Raw genomic sequence first — 15,861 nt, 5'->3', positions numbered from 1 at the left:
AATTTGCGTTGAATGGGCGGGCGCCATCGCGAGCAGGCTCGCTCCCACAGCAGATCTTGAGTGTTCATTAGTAAGCGCGACACCGCCGATCCCTGTAGGAGCGAGCCTGCTCACGATGAGCGATTATGCCGTGCTGCGGCTGGGCACCCGCCACAAATACCACGCCGCGACGGTCCGATGGGGGCTCCACGCCAGGCCGATATCGATCATTTGCTTGCGACTGGGCTGTTGTTCCAGCCGCTTGAGGCGACGATATCCTTCGCGAACGCCAAAATCGTCGACCGGCAGGATATCCGGCCGTTGCAGGCTGTAGATCAACAGCATCTCCACGGTCCAGCGGCCGACGCCACGCAGGGTGACCAGGCGCTCGATCAAGGCTTCATCGTCCATGGCCAGGGCTGTCGGGTAATCCGGCACCACGCCGTTCAGGGCCGCTTGGGCGATGCCTTGGATAGTCGTGATTTTGCTGGCCGAGAACCCGCAGGCACGCAGCTGTTCGAAGTCCGTCGCCAGGATCTGCTCGGGCGTGGGAAAGTCCTGCGCGGGAAACAGTGCCAACAACCGGCCAAAAATCGCATCGCCTGCCTTGGCATGCAATTGCTGGTAGGCAATGGCCCGGACCAGGGCTTCATAAGGCTCGCGGGTCGGCTTGGGTTGCAACAGGCACGGGCCGACCGTTTCGACGTGGCGTCGCCAGTCTTCGTCGAGGTTCGCCAGGAAGGCGCTGGCATCGCGGTATGGCACGGCCATCGGGGATTCGTCTCTCCAGATCCGTCAAAACGCCAGGGGCAGCGAAACCTGCACCGCGGCTTTTTCCAGCCGCAGCAGAAAGGCTTTGCGCGGCTGTCCGCCACCATAGCCGGTCAACGAACCGTCCGCACCGATCACACGATGGCAGGGTATAACGATTGCCAGCCGATTCTGTCCATTGGCCAGGCCGACGGCGCGGCTGGCGCCGGGGCTGCCGAGCATCGCCGCGATGGCGCCGTAGCTACGGGTTTCACCGTAGGGGATCTTTTGCAGTTCGGCCCAGACACGGATGGCGAATGCACTGCCAGGCATATGCAGCGGGACCTTGAATGCCGTGAGATTACCCGCGAAATAGTCCGCCAGCTCGGCTTCGATTTGCTGCAGATGAGCGTTATGCCCCGGTGCAACGGTGTAGCCATAGCATTGTTGCAACTCTTCGATTTCTCGGGTCAGGGCCGGACGATCCAGGAACTCCAGCAGCACCAGGCCGCGCCGCTCGGCCATCGCCAACATGGGGCCCAGCGGCGTGGTCAGGCGGGTAAAGAGCAAGGGCTCGCTGAGGGCGGCCCGGCCCGGGGTGATGTGGAAGGACTTCACGAAGGCATCGCGAAACCCGCTCAGGGATTCATAACCTGAATCGAATGCCGCGCTGTCGATGGATGAACCTTCCTTGATCCCTCCCAGGGCGATGCCCAGGCGTCGGGTACGCAGATACGCGTGAAAGGTCATGCCGAAATGCTGCTTGAACCAGCGCCGCAGTTTCAGCGGCTCGATGCCTTGCTCCAGCAACAAGGCGTCGGTCCAACGCAGGTCGGGTTCGGCGTCCACGGCCTTGAGCAGCGCCTGGATCCAATCCGGCGCGATAGCGGCGGCGTCCAAGGGCTTGCAGCGCAGACAGGCGCGGTAGCCGGCCGACATGGCTTCGTCGGCATGGGCGAAGAACTCCACGTTCTCTGGCTTCGGCTTGCGCGCCGTGCAAGCGGGGCGACAGAAAATGCCGGTGGTCTTGACCGCAGTGAAGAACACGCCTTCGTAGGCGGTGTCTCGTTCGAGCATGGCGCGGACCATCTCGGCATGGGGCGGAAGTAGCGAGTCTTGTCTGTTCATGGGTCGAGCATAAAGACGAGTTCGGAAGGGCTCCACCGAAAAATCGACAGTGAATTTTGTAAGTCGTCCATCGGATTGCCGCGAACAAAAATTGAACCTTCGAGTCTTAGAGGTTCAACCGTTGTTTTTGTCTTTCGGAGACATCATGTCCAAACATAAGAAATCCATGATCGCCGTTGCGGTCTGTGCCCTGATGCTCGGTGCTTCTGCCTTGCTGCCGGCCGACCTGTCGCCCATTGGCGCAAGTTACGCCGCAGGTGGCGGTAACGGTGGTGGCGGCGGTGGTGGTAATGGAGGTGGCAACGGAGGCGGCAATGGCGGCGGTCATGGTGGCGGCAATGGCCATGGCAGTGGCAAGTCCGGCGATTCCAGCGGTCATGGTCTGGGCTTGAGCAGCGATCATTCCGGCACCCGTACCCGCGACCACGGCTTGAGCGGCAAGCACACCGGCACCACGCGCACCGACCGCGCCCGCGAGGCCCATGCTTCCGTGACATCGAGCATCGCCAAGGATCGTGATACCCGCGGGTTGACCAAGGCGTCGGCCATTTCCGCCACAACGCCCGGTACTCACAACACCAAAGGCCTGACCAACGCGACCAGTTCGTCGACCAAGAACGACCGCTGATTGCCCATAAGAAAGCCGTGATGCCTCTTGCCAAGGTGTCGCGGCTTTTTATTTGGCCGGGAATTCGTTCGCGAACGAAGCGCTCAGTATTTCCGAAACACGGGCGTTCGCTGGGCAGTTTTGTTCAATACCTCAAGTAGCACGCCATTTACCCTGATCGCCACCTCACAGACAAGAAGAAGGAATGGCGATGAGTCTGATATTTTCCATGGCGGCTTTTGCGCTGGTCGCTTCCATTACACCGGGGCCGGTCAATATCGTGGCGCTCAGTTCCGGAGCCCGTTACGGCTTTCGCGCCACACTGGGCCATGTGGCCGGTGCAACCCTGGGATTTGTATTGTTACTGGTGCTGATGGGACTGGGGTTGCATGAAGTCTTGCAGCACTGGCCAGGCCTCACGCGGGTGGTGCAGCTGGGGGGCGTGGGGTTTCTATTGTTCATGGCCTGGAAACTGGCGCTGGATGATGGAGACCTCGGCGCCGCAGAGGCGGGAAGGGCGCCTTCGATGTTCCATGGCGCACTGATGCAATGGCTCAACCCCAAGGCCTGGTTGGCCTGCGTGGCGGGGATGGGGGCATTCGTGGCGGATGGTGAAGCGCGGCTGGTCTGGCAATTCGCGGCCATTTACCTGGTGATCTGCTACGTTTCGGTGGGTTGCTGGGCCTATGCCGGCAGTTTTCTGCGGGCCTGGCTGGGCAACCCGGCGACCATGCGCCTGTTCAATCGGACCATGGCGGCACTACTGGTTGCCAGCGCGGTGTATCTGCTACTGCCTTGAGATTGCCAGGCCGTCAACCACGATACTGGCCAGGCGTCGCCGCCAGGTGCTGCTTGAAGGCTCGTTGAAAATGTGCCTGGTCGGCAAAGCCACTGTTCAGCGCGACATCGGCGATCAGCCTGCCTTCACGCAGTTGACGGCGGGCGAACTGGATCCGCCGATTGACCAGAAAAGCATGCGGCGTCATCCCGTAATGGCGCTTGAAGGCCCGGCTCAGGTAGGACGGCGAGAGCTGCGCGGCGGCGCAGATGTCTTCGAGCTTCAGGGCTTCGGTGCAGTGGTCGTGAATGAATTGCGCGGCTCGCATCAGGCCCGGATGGCTGCCTCGGTCCGGACGACCCGCTGGGTTGAGACGTTGTTGCAGGTCGGTAAAGAAAGCCTCGGCGGCGGACTGTTTACGTCTGGTGTCGATCCGCTCATCCACCAGGAGCCGATACAGCTCCAGCAAGGCGCGGAAGAGTTCGATGTCGCGGCTATGGGTGGTGGCAAAGCCCTGGAAATCCGGGGTTTCGTCAAAGCCGATCCGCTGTTGCAAGTCCGTTAGCCACGGGGTGTCGACATACAACATCACATAGGACCAGGCTTGATTGTCGATGGGGTTGCAGGCATGAACGTCGCCGGGGTTCATCAACACGACCGTGCCGCTTTCAACCTTGAACGTCGATTGTTCGTGAAGGTAAGTGCTGCACCCGGCGGTGATCGCTCCGATAGAGAAGTGGTCGTGGGCGTGACGCGAATAACAGACCTTGCGCCCGTCGGCGATGGCCCGGGCTTCGATGAAGGGCAGGGCGGCGTCACGCCAGAAGCGCGGCGCGTCGTCTTGGTGGACGGGCTTCATCGGGTGGCTTCCTCATGTTGAACCTGTGTCGCAGTGTATTAGGCTTTGTACGAAAAGTATCTGCGCGACGATCATGCTGCGTTGAAGGCGCGCAGCACTGGGCTAGACTCCAGCTGATCCGATTGCAAGAAGTCCCGTCAATGGAGTTCACGATGCTCGCGCCAGGTAAACCTGACAATGAAGCGGCCCGCCTCAAGAATCTGCAAGCGCTCAAGCTGCTCGACACCGCGCCGGAGGAACGTTTTGATCGGCTGACCCGGCTGGCCCGACGCCTGTTTGACGTGCCCATTGCGTTGGTGTCCCTGGTGGACGCCGATCGACAGTGGTTCAAATCCAATGCCGGCCTGGACGCCAGTGAATCTTCACGCGATACCTCTTTCTGTGGGCACGCGATTCTGCAGGATCACATCCTGGAAATCTGCGATGCGGAGCAAGACGAGCGGTTCTGCGACAATCCGTTGGTGGTGAGCGAGCCGGGCATTCGCTTCTATGCCGGGCAGCCGCTCGGGCTGGACGACGGCACCAAATTGGGCACGCTGTGCCTGATCGACACCCGTCCCCGCACACTGGACAGCGAGGAGCGCGAGTTGTTGCGCGATCTGGCGCGCATGGCCGAGCAGGAACTGATTGCCGTGCAGATGGCGAGCATGGACGAACTGACACTGCTGTCCAACCGGCGTGGGTTCAAGATCCTGGCTCAGCATGCGCTGGGCGTCTGTGATCGCTTGGGACGCCCGGCGACATTACTGTTCTTCGACCTCAACGGTTTCAAGGCGGTCAACGACCGTTTTGGCCACGCCGAGGGGGACCAGGCGCTGAAAATCTTTGCCGACGTGCTGCGCATCGCCTTTCGCGAAAGTGACGTGATTGGCCGTTTGGGCGGGGATGAATTCGTGGCGTTGCTCACGGGGGCTTCCCATGTCGAGATAGCGTCGGTGATGGCACGGCTCCAGGAAATCCTGGATGAACGAAATGCAACGTTGCAGCGCGGCTATGACATCCGCTTCAGCGTGGGCCAGATCGAATATGAACCGCAGCGCCACGCGTCGATCGACAGTCTGTTGGCCGACGCGGATGCGGCCATGTATGCGCACAAGCAGGCTCTGCGCCGTTAGGCTCTGTTTGAAAAGCCTTGAGACGAAGGTCAGGCAAGGCGAAAACCGGGGGAGGAAAGGCCGGGGTCGCGCTCGACTCTACTGGAATAAATGAGCCGCCACATTGCCCTCCCGTGGCTCAGGCACGACGTGTAAACAGAAACAGGATGATCGCCACCAGGCAGACGCTGGCCTGTGTGGCGCCCAGGGTGGTCGCCGGTGCGAGGTCCGATGCCGAGCCCAACCAGGTCGTTATCGCTGCCGCACCCATGGTGAGAAAGCCAAGCAGCGCAGACGCCAGACCGGCTTCTTTACCGAAGGGGCCCAGGGTAATGGCCGTTCCCAACGGATTCGCAAGCCCCATGCCCCACAGGAAAATGACCATCGACAGGGAATACCAGGCCAGCCCCGGATCGGCGGGACCGACGATCAGCACGAGTCCGCCCGCCAGTGCGGTGGCGAAGCCCAAGGCGGCGACCCGCCGACTGCCATAGCGTCGAGCCAGGTGTGGAGCCGCCATGCCCGCCGCGAACACGACGAAGACAGTGGCGGCGAAATACAACCCGGCCTCCAGAGATGTCAGGCCTATCCCGCTCATCAGGATGGCCGGAGCCGCGCCAAAAGAAGCGAACAGTCCGCTCATCAACAGGCTCACCGACACGGCTGGAAGCACGAAGCGGCGGTCGCGCAGCAAACCGCCATACGCCCAAAGAACGCTCAGTGGCGAAAGCGGGGCACGGCGCTCGGTCGGGTGCGTTTCCCCCAACCCACGGGCATAGAAGATCGCGATGGCGAAGGCCGCCAGGGCGACCAGCCCGAAGATCGCCCGCCAACCCAGCGTCGAGGTCAACAGGCTACCGATCAGCGGGGAAAAACCCGGCGCGGCAGCCGTGGCGATCATCGTCAGCGACAAGGCCCGGGCCAGACTCTCGCCTTCGAATAGATCGCGAGCGATAGCGCGGGAAAGCACCGCCGCCGCGCAGACCCCCAATGCCTGGATAATCCGTCCGAGCAGGAGCATTTCCAGGGTGGTGGCGAAGCCTGCGACGGCCGTGCCCACCACGAATATGGATAAGCCGCCGAGAACCGGTTTCTTGCGACCATACCGATCCGCCAGCGGGCCGACGATAAGCTGGGCCAGGGCGAACGTGATAAAGAAACTGGAAAGGGTCAGGCCCAGCGCACGCGTCGGCACGCCAAGCTCTCGCCCGATGTCGGCAAAGGCCGGAAGGATGATGTTGGTGGACAGAATGCTGATCGCGGCAAGGCCGGCCAACAGCACCACGATCCTGCCGGTCAGCGCCGACTGCCCTGAAGTGGGGGCAGCGGCGCTCAAGCCCTCGGTTCGCTGCAGCGAAGGTGCCTGCGGTCCGGCCGTCACGACGCAGCTTCCCAGCGACGGAACAATACGCTGGCATTCACCCCGCCAAACCCAAAGCCATTGGACAGGGCGTAGGTGATGGGCATTTTCCGGGCGCTGAGGCCAACCAGGTCCAATCCATCGGCAGCCTCATCGGGGCTGGACAGGTTCAGGGTTGGAGGCACGATCTGGTCGCGTAGCGCCAATACCGTAAAGATCGCCTCGATGCCTCCCGCGGCGCCGAGTAAATGGCCAGTGGCGGACTTGGTGGAGGTGATCGCCACGTTTGAACCGGGCCCGAACACCGACTTGATCGCGGCCAGCTCGCCCTTGTCGCCGACCTGGGTCGACGTGGCATGGGCATTGATGTGCTGGACCTCGCTGGCGTCCACGCCTGCCTGGCGCAGGGCCTGTTCCATGGCGCGTCGTGCTCCGTTGCCGTCTTCGGGGCCGGCGGTCAGGTGGTAGGCATCGGCGCTGGTGCCATAACCCACCAGTTCCGCCAGGGGCGTGGCGCCTCGGGCAAGAGCATGTTCCAGTGACTCGATGACCAGCAGCCCGGCGCCTTCAGCCATGACGAAACCATCGCGGTCGCGATCGAACGGGCGTGAGGCGGTTTCAGGTTGCTCGGCCGAATGCGTGGACAGCGCCCGGGCGGCGGCGAAGCAACCCAAGGTCACACGATCCATTGCCGCTTCCGTGCCACCGCAGATGGCGATGTCTGCTTCATCGTTGGCGATGAGACGGGCCGCATCGCCAATGGCCTGGACACCGGCGGCGCAAGCCGTCACCGGCGCACCGAGGGGGCCTTTGAAACCGTTCTGGATAGAGACGTGTCCTGCCGCCATGTTCGCCAGGAAGGAAGGGGCTGTGAACGGCGATAACCGGCGAGGGCCGCGGGTATCGGTGATACGAATGGCCTCGGCAATCGCTGCAAAACCTCCGACACCCGACGCGATGATCGTAGCCGTCCGCTCTTGCCGGGACGCTTGTGTCGGATGCCAGCCTGCCTGCTCCAGCGCTTCGTGGGCGGCGACCAGTGCGAATTCAATGAAGCGATCCATCTTCTTGCGTTCTTTCGCCGGGATGAACCGGTCCGGTGTGTAACCGGCCACGGCGTCCTCCTCCAACGTCGGCACCTGGCCGCCTACCGCGATCCCCGTACCCTCGACCATTTCCTCGGGAAGCCGACGGATGCCCGAGCGTCCGTCAAGCAAACGACGCCATACTTCTTCGACGCCACACCCCAGGGGACCGACGATGCCGGCCCCCGTGACTACAATTCGCTTGCGACCTTTGGAATTAATCATTTGACCCTCGTCACTACTGATTCGGCGCCCGTCGGATCGCCCCGGCTCATACGCCAGTCAATTCGACGGAGAATCAGTTTTAGTCAGGTGACTAATAAAGTCAATGGTCACAATTCGCCAGAGCAGTTGAGGCGAAGATGGCTGAGCATCCGTCATCGAGAGCAAGCTCAGCTCCCACAGCCTGCCCGCGATATCACCGCCGTCCAGTGCGCGTACTCACATCCACCCACACCGCCAACACCAGAATGCTGCCCTTGACGATCATCTGCCAGTAACTGTCGACATCGAGCATGGACATGCCATTGTCCAGGCTGGTGATCACCAGCGCACCGAGGAGGGCGCCGTAGACGGTGCCGGAACCGCCGCGCATGGAGGTGCCGCCGATGAAGCAGGCAGCGATGGCGTCGAGTTCACCCATGTTGCCTGCCGAAGGCGAGCCCGCGGCGAGGCGGGCGGTGTTGACCATGCCGGCGAGGGCGCACATCACGCCCATGATGCCGAAGATCCACAGTTTTACCGCCTGCACGTTAATGCCGGACAGCCGCGTGGCTTCCATATTGCTGCCCACTGAATAGACCCGTCGGCCGAACACGGTCTGGCTGGTGACATAACTGAATAGCCCTAGCAGGATCAGCAGGAGCAGCACCGGCACCGGGATACCATCGTAGCTGTTCAGGGTATAGACGAACCCGGCCAGTACCACGCCGATCAGCACCACGCGCAACACGTCACGCACCCATGAATGGGCAGCCAGGCCATGGAGGGCGCGGTTGCGGCGCTGTTTCCAGGTCAGGAACAGGGTCAGGGCGAACAACAGCACGCCCAGCCCGGTCCCCACGGTGTGGGGTAAATAACCCTGGCCGACATAGACCAGCTCCGGTGATACCGGGGCGATGGTGGTCCCGCCGGTCACGCCCAACAGGATTCCGCGAAAGGCCAGCATGCCGCCCAGACCGACAATGAACGACGGAATTCGCAGGTAGGCGGTCATGTAGCCGTTGCCCAGGCCGATCATCAGTCCGCACAAAGCTACCAGGCTCAGGTTCGCCAGCAGTGGGATGTGATAGACCACATCGAGGATTGCCGCCAGGCCTCCCAGCAGCCCGAGCAACGAGCCCACCGACAGGTCAATCTCACCGCTGATGATCACCAGCACCATGCCGCAGGCGAGGATGCCGGTGATGGACATTTGCCGCAGCAGGTTGGACAGGTTGCGGGGCGTCAGGAACCCGCCGTCGGTCTGCCAACTGAAGAACAACCAGATGACAGCCACGGCAATCACCAGCGCGAGCATTTTGTAGCGGCTGAAAAGTTGTTTGACCTGATTCATCTACGCGGACTTCCGATCTTTGTTGTCATGACTGTCTGGATGGCTGAGCGCGGCGGCGAGCACTTGTTCCTGGGTGAGTCCCTGATTGACGAAGTCGCCACGCAACCGGCCTTCGCCAATCACCAGCACGCGATCGGAAACGCCCAGCACTTCGGCCAGTTCCGAAGACACCATGATGATCGACACGCCTTCGGCCGCCAGCGCGCCCATCAGTTTGTAGATCTCGTACTTGGCCCCGACGTCGACGCCTCGCGTAGGCTCGTCGAGAATCAGCACGCGAGGTTTGGTCAGGAGCATCTTCGCCAGCACGGCCTTCTGTTGATTGCCGCCGGAAAGGCCGGTGATCGGCAGGAACGCACTGGCCGTCTTGAGGTGCATGCGCGAGATTTCCCTGTGGACGCAGCCCAACTCCGCTTCGGCGTCGATGCGGGTCATTTTCGAATAGTTTTCCAGCACGGCCAGAGTGATGTTCTGGCCCACCCCCAGGTCCGGAATGATGCCCTGGCGCTTGCGATCTTCGGGGACCATGCACAAGCCTGCGCGGATCGATTTGAGCGGCGTGCCCGTGTCGACCGGTTGGCCGTCGAGCCAGACCTCGCCTTCGTAGCGACCGGGATAGGCGCCGAACAGTGCCGACACCAGTTCGGTGCGGCCAGCGCCCACCAGCCCGGCGATACCGAGGATTTCCCCGCGCTTGAGAACGAACGAAATGTCGTCAACCCGTTTTCGCCTGGGGTTGTCGACGTCGTAACAGGTGATGTGGCGCGCTTCGAAGATCACCTCGCCGATGTCATGGGGTTCGGTGGGGTAGAGGTTACTCATTTCCCGCCCGACCATCTGGGTGATGATCTTCTGAATGTCCATTTCGGCCATGGCGGTGGTGGCTATGTGTTTGCCATCGCGGATCACTGAAATGGTGTCGCATACGGCAGCGACTTCATCGAGCTTGTGAGAGATGTACACACACGCCACGCCCTTGGCCTTGAGGTCGCGGATGATGTCCAGCAGCACTTCGATTTCCGAGCGGGTCAGGGCCGATGACGGCTCATCGAGAATCAGCAGACGCGCCTGTTTGTTCAACGCCTTGGCGATCTCCACCAGTTGCTGGTAGCCACCGCCGTACTGGGACACCGGCAGCGAGACGTTCATGTCCGGTACCTTGAGTTCGCGCATCAGGGCTTCGGCGCGATGGATCATCGCCGGGTAGTTCATGCGTCCGCCGGGCAGCGTCAGCTCGTGGCCCATGAAGATGTTCTCGGCCACCGACAGGTCGGGCACCAGCGTCAGTTCCTGGTGAATGATGACGATCCCGGCGGCTTCGGTTTCGCTGATCGATTGTGCCCGGAGCGGCTGGCCGTCCCAGAGGATCTCACCGTCCCAGGTGCCGTAGGGGTAGACCGCCGACAGCACTTTCATCAGCGTGGATTTGCCGGCACCGTTCTCGCCGCACAGGCCAACGCATTCACCGGGTCTGACCTTGATCTCGATGCCGTTGAGGGCCTTGACGCCGTCGAAAGTCTTGACGATGCCGTTCATTTGCAGAAGGTAGTCGGACATGGGGAGAACTCGAAGGAGTATGACAGTCCTGTGGGAGCGGGCTTGCTCGCGAAAGTGGTGTGTCATGCACATCAAGGCTGAATGTTGCGCCGCCTTCGCGAGCAAGCCCGCTCCCACAGGTCCAATAGCATTGCGCCCCGGTCACTGCCCGGCGAGCTGCGCCTTGGTATAGAACCCATCCTTTTCCAGCAGGTCGATGTTGTCCTTGGTCAGCGGTGTAGGCGTCAGCAGGATGGTGTCGACTTTCTTGCTGCCATTGTCGTACTGCGAGCTGAAGGCCGGTTTCTCATTGCGCGCCAGTTGCACCGAGAGTTTGGCGGCCTCCGAGGCGATCAGCTTCAGTGGCTTGTAGACGGTCATCGTCTGGGTGCCATCGATCACCCGCTTGACCGCCGCCAGGTCGGCGTCCTGGCCCGAGATCGGCACCTTGCCGGCCAGTTTCTGCGCGGCCAGGGCCTGGATGGCGCCGCCGGCGGTGGCGTCGTTGGAGGCGACGATGCCATCGATCTTATTGTTGTTCCGGGTCAGGGCGTTTTCAACGATGCTCAAGGCCTCGGTGGGGTTCCATTCCTTTACCCATTGCTGGCCGACAATCTTGATGTCGCCTTTGTCGATGGCCGGTTGCAGCACCTTCATCTGGCCTTCGCGCAGGACCTTGGCGTTGTTGTCCGTTGGCGCGCCACCCAGCAGGAAATAGTTGCCCTTGGGCGCCGCCTTCAACACGCCGCTGGCCTGCATTTCACCGACCTTTTCGTTATCGAAGGAAATGTAGGCGTCGATATCGGCGTTCAGGATCAATCGGTCATAGGACACAACCTTGATACCGGCCTTCTTGGCTTCGGCGACGGCGTTGGTCAGTACGGTGGCGTTGAACGGCACGATGACGATCACATCGACGCCACGGGAGATGAGGTTTTCGATCTGCGAAATCTGCTTCTGCTCGTTGGCATCGGCCGATTGCACATAAACCTTGGCGTCGAGTTTTTCCGCCGCCGCGACGAAGTAGTCGCGGTCTCGCGACCAGCGTTCCAGTCGCAGGTCATCGATGGAGAAGCCGATTTTCGGGTGCGCGGCGTCGGCCATGACCGGAAGCGACAGCAGGGCCAGGGCGCCGGCGAGCAACGTGCGTTTGAAAGTTTTCATGGGTTGCGTCCTTTTATTGTTGTTTGAAAGACACTGCCTGACGATGAACGTGATGCCGGTAGAACTGTAGAGAGTCGCGGGGCGACGCGAGCAGAGAATTGTCGCGAGAATGTAACAGCCTCGCGGCGCCCCCGGTCCTCTCGTCGTCAGGGGTAGATGAACCGGTTGACCACGTTTTCGAGCATCTCCTGCCGGCCGCTGACGGCCTGGGGATTCAGTTCGTTGGCGAAGGCGTGCTCGGCCAGCGAGGCAAGGCTGAACTCGCCCGCCAGTACCGCCTGACCGAAAGGCTGCTGCCAGCCGGCGTAGCGTTGATCCTTGAGTTGCTGGAGCCGGTCATTGCGCACCATGGCGGCGGCGCGTTCCAGGGATAGGGCAAGCACGTCCATGGCAGCGATGTGGCCGTAGAACAGATCGATCTCGTCCACGCTCTGGCGCCGGACCTTAGCGTCGAAGTTAAAGCCGCCATTGCTGAAGCCGCCGGCCTTGAGGATTTCATAAACGGCCAGGGTCATTTCCTCGACGCTGTTGGGAAACTGGTCGGTGTCCCATCCGTTCTGCGGATCGCCGCGGTTGGCGTCGATGCTGCCGAAGATCCCCAGCGAAACGGCCGTGGCGATCTCGTGATGGAAACTGTGACCGGCCAGGGTCGCGTGGTTGGCCTCGATGTTGACCTTGATTTCTTTCTCCAGGCCGAACTGTTGCAGGAAGCCGAAGACCGTGGCGCTGTCATAGTCGTATTGGTGCTTGGTCGGTTCCTGGGGCTTGGGTTCGATCAGCAGGTCGCCCTTGAAGCCGATCTTGTGCTTGTGCTCGACCACCATGCCCATGAAGCGACCCAACTGCTCGCGCTCGCGTTTCAGGTCGGTGTTGAGCAGGGTCTCGTAGCCTTCGCGCCCGCCCCACAGCACGTAGTTGGCGCCCTTGAGGCGTTGGGTGGCGTTCAGGGCGCTGGACACCTGGGCGGCAGCGCAGGCGAACACTTCCGGGTCCGGGTTGGTGGCGGCGCCAGCGGCAAAGCGCGGATGGCTGAAGCAGTTGGCGGTGCCCCACAGCAACTTGATCCCGGTCTGCTCTTGATGGCGCTCCAGATGGTCGATCATCTGGGCAAAGTGGTTGCGGTAGTCCTTCAACGAATGGCCTTCCGGAGCGACATCGGTGTCATGGAAGCAGTAGTAGTCGATGCCCAGCTTGGAGAAAAACTCGAAGGCTGCCTCGGCCTTCCCGATGGCCACGGCCATCGGATCCCCGGCCTGGTGCCAGGGGCGCTTGAAGGTGCCGGCGCCGAACACGTCCGACCCCGGCCAGACGAACGAGTGCCAGTAGCAGACCGCCATGCGCAGGTGCTCGCGCATGGGTTTGCCAAGGATGAGTTTGTTGGCGTCGTAGTGGCGAAAGGCAAGGGGCGAGTCGCTGGCAGGCCCCTCGTAGCGAATCTTGTCGACAACGGGAAAGTAGGACATTGCAATTTCCTTGTTGTTCTTGGCGGTGTCTCGATACTAGCAACGGCCCCGAGGTTGCCGATTATGAAAATCACCAAAGCGTGGTGCGATTTTGAGTAGTAATCTGCGCTGAACGTCTCGGTGTTTACCGGCCCAGGGTCCAGACAATGAAAAACGTGCCTCCCGTCCACCGCATTGCGCTGTTGTTCAATGGCAGCAAGATCTATGACCGCGGCATCATCAGCGGTATCGGCAATTACCTGAGCAGTACTCGCGCCTCCTGGGACCTGTTCCTGGAAGAGGATTTCCTCTGCCGATTGAGAGGCATCGAGCGCTGGCAGGGCGACGGGATCATCGCCGACTTCGATGATCCGCAGATCGGCGAGGCGCTGGCCGGGATCCGCATGCCCGTGGTGGCCGTGGGTGGGTCCTACCAGGAGGAGGGCGCTTATCCCAAGGGCATTCCCTATGTCGCCACCGACAACTTCGCCTTGATCAAGCTGGCGTACGAGCACTTGATCGAAGCCGGGTTGACGCGCTTCGCTTGCTTCAGCCTGCCTGAATCGCAAGCCAATCGCTGGGCCCAGGAGCGGGAAAAGGCCTTTCGCTCGCTGGTGCAACGCGATGGCCTGCCGGCCGAGATCTATCGCGGCATGGGTACCAGCGCACCGCTCTGGGACAGCGCCGTCGAACAGCAGATCGCCTGGCTGCAGAGCTTGCCCAAACCCATCGGTATCATCGCCGTCAGCGATGCGCGAGCCCGGCAATTGCTGCAAGCCTGCCTGACGGCTGGTATCGCCGTACCGGAGCAAGTGGCGCTGATCGGTATCGACAACGACCCTCTGACCCGAAGCTTGACCCGGGTGCCGCTGAGCTCAGTCATCCAGGGCACCGAAACCATGGGGCGGACCGCCGCGCGCCTGCTCCACCAGATGTTGCATGGCATGCCGTCTTCGGGCACTCAGGTGCTGATCCCTCCGGACGCAATCAACGTCCAGGCGTCGAGCCTGCATCAGCCGCTGGGTAACCCTTACGTCATGCAAGCATTGCTCTTTATCCGCCAGTACGCTTGCCAGGGCATCAAGACCGCCCAGGTGGCGGGATATGTCGGGGTTTCGCGGTCATCGCTGGAGGCGCATTTTCGTAGAGAGCGAGGACGAAGCGTGCATGACGAGATCCTGCGATTCAAATTGGCGGCGGCTGCCAGCGGGTTGCAGAAGACGGATCTGGCGATTGCGGACGTGGCCCGGAACTGCGGCTTCAAGTCGGCGCAATATCTGCACACAGTATTTCGTCGGGAGTTTGGGTGCACGCCGAGGCAGTATCAGCAAGGGGAGCGCGACCATTCCCCAATGCGCGCGCTTTGAATTTTACCGATGCCGATAAATTCAGGTTGTGAAAAAACACAACTGGAGTAGCATCCGGCTCAAGGACAGGGAAGCCCATGGATATACTCAAGCCATCACGTTTTGACGACGCAGCAGTTCTATACCCGAACGATAAGGCCGGGCTCGATCGCTGCCTGCGCCTTTTGAAGATGGCCCGTCCGACAGCATTCGCGGACCTGCAAAGACTTTTCGGTACGCACGGTATCGACCTGTTCAAGCCGAGAGCCGCAGTGAACTGGGTCGTGATTGACGTAGGCGGCAACAACCTCAGGGTGATAGGCGGTATCAACTACATCCGGCAGAAGTTTTACGTCAAACACATCTACACACATGCCGACTACGACGTCGCGAACGTCTGGTATGCAAGAAACAAAGGGACAAAGAGATGAGCGCAGCCCCAAACCACCTCCAGACCGTGATCGCAACCCTCGGTGAGCTGCAAGCAGTACTGGAGCGCCTGCGCGGTGAGTTCGTGCACGGAATCAAGACGCCCGCCGACTATGAACGGGCGACCGACCTGCTCGATGAACTCACCGATGGACGAGAACTGAGCAAGGTCGAGGAGAAGATTCTCATCGAGCTCGAGGATGAAATCCTCGCTTACCAACGCGAGTCCGACCAGTTTCGCGAATCCAATGCCGCCTTCGAGGCGACATGCACCCCGGTGCAACTGATCAGGGACCTGATGGAAACCCTCGGGCTGACCGGATCGGATCTTCCCGAGATCGGTGACAAGACGGCGGTGTCGAAAGTACTCAGTGGAGACAGGCCTATCAGTCACAAGATGGCCTATGCACTGGCAAAGCGGTTCGCGACGGACCCAAGTGCTTTCGTGCCTACGGCGCCGGTCAAGGCGACTGGCATTGAGACGGTTCGACCCGCCGTGAAGAAAGCCCCCGCTTATTATCATTCCCGCAGTGAACCTCTGGCCGCACATGCAGTGACGGAGGCTACTACCGAAGAGTACAAGGTGGGCGCTTCCAGTCGGCGCGAGAAACCTCCTAAGGATGCGGCCAAGGAGTAGGGTTTCCCCAGGCGCTTGCCATCGCAGCCAAAGGGCTACCGCTAATCTTCCTTTGTTCCCGGATTTGCTTGACTGGCCGAGAGCGCGTGGACGGGCTGCTCTTCATCTCGTA

At 61.3% G+C, this 15,861-nt stretch carries 15 protein-coding genes; 6 read left to right on the top strand and 9 right to left on the bottom strand.

Annotation, left to right across the window (positions count from 1 at the left end; all coding sequences use genetic code 11):
- Positions 1-123: 123 nt before the first annotated feature.
- Together AD666_RS22755 and AD666_RS26900 are read right to left on the bottom strand one after the other, a co-directional pair.
- The gene (locus AD666_RS22755; RefSeq protein WP_053157166.1) at positions 124-750 is read right to left on the bottom strand and encodes a DNA-3-methyladenine glycosylase; all 627 of its coding nucleotides are present in this window, start codon (positions 748-750) and stop codon (positions 124-126) included.
- A gap of 24 nt (positions 751-774) precedes the next feature.
- On the bottom strand, positions 775-1,857 hold the full coding sequence (locus AD666_RS26900) for a bifunctional transcriptional activator/DNA repair enzyme AdaA (RefSeq protein ID WP_053157163.1): 1,083 nt from the start codon (positions 1,855-1,857) through the stop codon (positions 775-777).
- A 145-nt stretch (positions 1,858-2,002) separates the two neighbouring features.
- Here AD666_RS26900 and AD666_RS26685 point away from each other — a divergent pair, with 145 nt between their 5' ends.
- Both AD666_RS26685 and AD666_RS22740 read left to right on the top strand, forming a co-directional pair.
- Positions 2,003-2,485, top strand: a complete 483-nt coding sequence (locus AD666_RS26685) for a hypothetical protein (protein ID WP_053157159.1) — start codon at positions 2,003-2,005, stop codon at positions 2,483-2,485.
- A 190-nt stretch (positions 2,486-2,675) separates the two neighbouring features.
- Complete coding sequence (locus tag AD666_RS22740; RefSeq protein ID WP_053157156.1) at positions 2,676-3,263, top strand: LysE family translocator; 588 nt, start codon at positions 2,676-2,678, stop codon at positions 3,261-3,263.
- Positions 3,264-3,276: 13 nt separating this feature from the next.
- On the opposite strand, the gene AD666_RS22735 is transcribed toward AD666_RS22740, so the two are convergent.
- Positions 3,277-4,101: an AraC family transcriptional regulator gene (locus AD666_RS22735; RefSeq protein WP_053157153.1), complete on the bottom strand. Its 825-nt coding sequence runs from the start codon at positions 4,099-4,101 to the stop codon at positions 3,277-3,279.
- 152 nt (positions 4,102-4,253) lie between these two features.
- Between AD666_RS22735 and AD666_RS22730 the strand changes: the two genes are divergently transcribed.
- A complete protein-coding gene (locus AD666_RS22730; RefSeq protein ID WP_053157150.1) occupies positions 4,254-5,216 on the top strand; it encodes a sensor domain-containing diguanylate cyclase in 963 nt (320 codons plus the stop codon).
- Between the two features lie 118 nt (positions 5,217-5,334).
- Here AD666_RS22730 and AD666_RS22725 read toward each other — a convergent pair whose 3' ends face one another.
- From AD666_RS22725 to xylA, 6 genes are all read right to left on the bottom strand, one after another.
- On the bottom strand, positions 5,335-6,549 hold the full coding sequence (locus tag AD666_RS22725) for a multidrug effflux MFS transporter (protein WP_053158831.1): 1,215 nt from the start codon (positions 6,547-6,549) through the stop codon (positions 5,335-5,337).
- A gap of 23 nt (positions 6,550-6,572) precedes the next feature.
- Positions 6,573-7,865 (bottom strand): beta-ketoacyl-ACP synthase II, encoded by a 1,293-nt coding sequence (gene fabF, locus AD666_RS22720; protein WP_053157147.1) that lies wholly within the window; start codon positions 7,863-7,865, stop codon positions 6,573-6,575.
- A gap of 193 nt (positions 7,866-8,058) precedes the next feature.
- On the bottom strand, positions 8,059-9,195 hold the full coding sequence (locus AD666_RS22715; RefSeq protein ID WP_053157144.1) for a sugar ABC transporter permease: 1,137 nt from the start codon (positions 9,193-9,195) through the stop codon (positions 8,059-8,061).
- On the bottom strand, positions 9,196-10,752 hold the full coding sequence (gene xylG, locus AD666_RS22710) for a D-xylose ABC transporter ATP-binding protein (RefSeq protein ID WP_053157141.1): 1,557 nt from the start codon (positions 10,750-10,752) through the stop codon (positions 9,196-9,198). It abuts the gene before it with no gap.
- Between the two features lie 141 nt (positions 10,753-10,893).
- Positions 10,894-11,895, bottom strand: a complete 1,002-nt coding sequence (gene xylF / locus AD666_RS22705) for a D-xylose ABC transporter substrate-binding protein (protein WP_053157138.1) — start codon at positions 11,893-11,895, stop codon at positions 10,894-10,896.
- Positions 11,896-12,041: 146 nt separating this feature from the next.
- Positions 12,042-13,358 (bottom strand): xylose isomerase, encoded by a 1,317-nt coding sequence (gene xylA, locus AD666_RS22700; protein ID WP_053157135.1) that lies wholly within the window; start codon positions 13,356-13,358, stop codon positions 12,042-12,044.
- A 146-nt stretch (positions 13,359-13,504) separates the two neighbouring features.
- On the opposite strand from xylA, the gene AD666_RS22695 reads away from it, so the two are divergent.
- The 3 genes from AD666_RS22695 (at position 13,505) to AD666_RS22685 (ending at position 15,749) form a co-directional block, all read left to right on the top strand.
- Positions 13,505-14,704 carry a XylR family transcriptional regulator gene (locus AD666_RS22695; protein ID WP_053157132.1) on the top strand — a complete coding sequence of 400 codons (1,200 nt, stop codon included), beginning with the start codon at positions 13,505-13,507 and terminating at the stop codon, positions 14,702-14,704.
- A gap of 77 nt (positions 14,705-14,781) precedes the next feature.
- Positions 14,782-15,114 carry a type II toxin-antitoxin system HigB family toxin gene (locus tag AD666_RS22690; protein WP_053157129.1) on the top strand — a complete coding sequence of 111 codons (333 nt, stop codon included), beginning with the start codon at positions 14,782-14,784 and terminating at the stop codon, positions 15,112-15,114.
- Positions 15,111-15,749 carry a type II toxin-antitoxin system HigA family antitoxin gene (locus AD666_RS22685; protein ID WP_053157119.1) on the top strand — a complete coding sequence of 213 codons (639 nt, stop codon included), beginning with the start codon at positions 15,111-15,113 and terminating at the stop codon, positions 15,747-15,749. The genes AD666_RS22690 and AD666_RS22685 overlap by 4 nt, the downstream gene beginning before the upstream one ends.
- Positions 15,750-15,861: the final 112 nt, after the last annotated feature.

This window comes from Pseudomonas sp. Pf153, from assembly GCF_001269775.1.
GTDB classification, from domain to species: Bacteria; Pseudomonadota; Gammaproteobacteria; order Pseudomonadales; family Pseudomonadaceae; genus Aquipseudomonas; species Aquipseudomonas uvaldensis.
Note: the sequence above shows the minus strand (reverse complement) of the source record. Positions and strands in the feature narration are given on the sequence as shown.

Excerpts from the sequence above, each read along its gene's own strand:
- AD666_RS22755 (WP_053157166.1), bottom strand. The coding sequence starts at position 750 with ATGGCCGTGCCATACCGCGATGCCAGCGCCTTCCTGGCGAACCTCGAC.
- AD666_RS26900 (WP_053157163.1), bottom strand. The coding sequence starts at position 1,857 with ATGAACAGACAAGACTCGCTACTTCCGCCCCATGCCGAGATGGTCCGC.
- AD666_RS26685 (WP_053157159.1), top strand. The coding sequence starts at position 2,003 with ATGTCCAAACATAAGAAATCCATGATCGCCGTTGCGGTCTGTGCCCTG.
- AD666_RS22740 (WP_053157156.1), top strand. The coding sequence starts at position 2,676 with ATGAGTCTGATATTTTCCATGGCGGCTTTTGCGCTGGTCGCTTCCATT.
- AD666_RS22735 (WP_053157153.1), bottom strand. The coding sequence starts at position 4,101 with ATGAAGCCCGTCCACCAAGACGACGCGCCGCGCTTCTGGCGTGACGCC.
- AD666_RS22730 (WP_053157150.1), top strand. The coding sequence starts at position 4,254 with ATGCTCGCGCCAGGTAAACCTGACAATGAAGCGGCCCGCCTCAAGAAT.
- fabF (WP_053157147.1), bottom strand. The coding sequence starts at position 7,865 with ATGATTAATTCCAAAGGTCGCAAGCGAATTGTAGTCACGGGGGCCGGC.
- AD666_RS22715 (WP_053157144.1), bottom strand. The coding sequence starts at position 9,195 with ATGAATCAGGTCAAACAACTTTTCAGCCGCTACAAAATGCTCGCGCTG.
- xylG (WP_053157141.1), bottom strand. The coding sequence starts at position 10,752 with ATGTCCGACTACCTTCTGCAAATGAACGGCATCGTCAAGACTTTCGAC.
- xylF (WP_053157138.1), bottom strand. The coding sequence starts at position 11,895 with ATGAAAACTTTCAAACGCACGTTGCTCGCCGGCGCCCTGGCCCTGCTG.
- xylA (WP_053157135.1), bottom strand. The coding sequence starts at position 13,358 with ATGTCCTACTTTCCCGTTGTCGACAAGATTCGCTACGAGGGGCCTGCC.
- AD666_RS22695 (WP_053157132.1), top strand. The coding sequence starts at position 13,505 with ATGAAAAACGTGCCTCCCGTCCACCGCATTGCGCTGTTGTTCAATGGC.
- AD666_RS22690 (WP_053157129.1), top strand. The coding sequence starts at position 14,782 with ATGGATATACTCAAGCCATCACGTTTTGACGACGCAGCAGTTCTATAC.
- AD666_RS22685 (WP_053157119.1), top strand. The coding sequence starts at position 15,111 with ATGAGCGCAGCCCCAAACCACCTCCAGACCGTGATCGCAACCCTCGGT.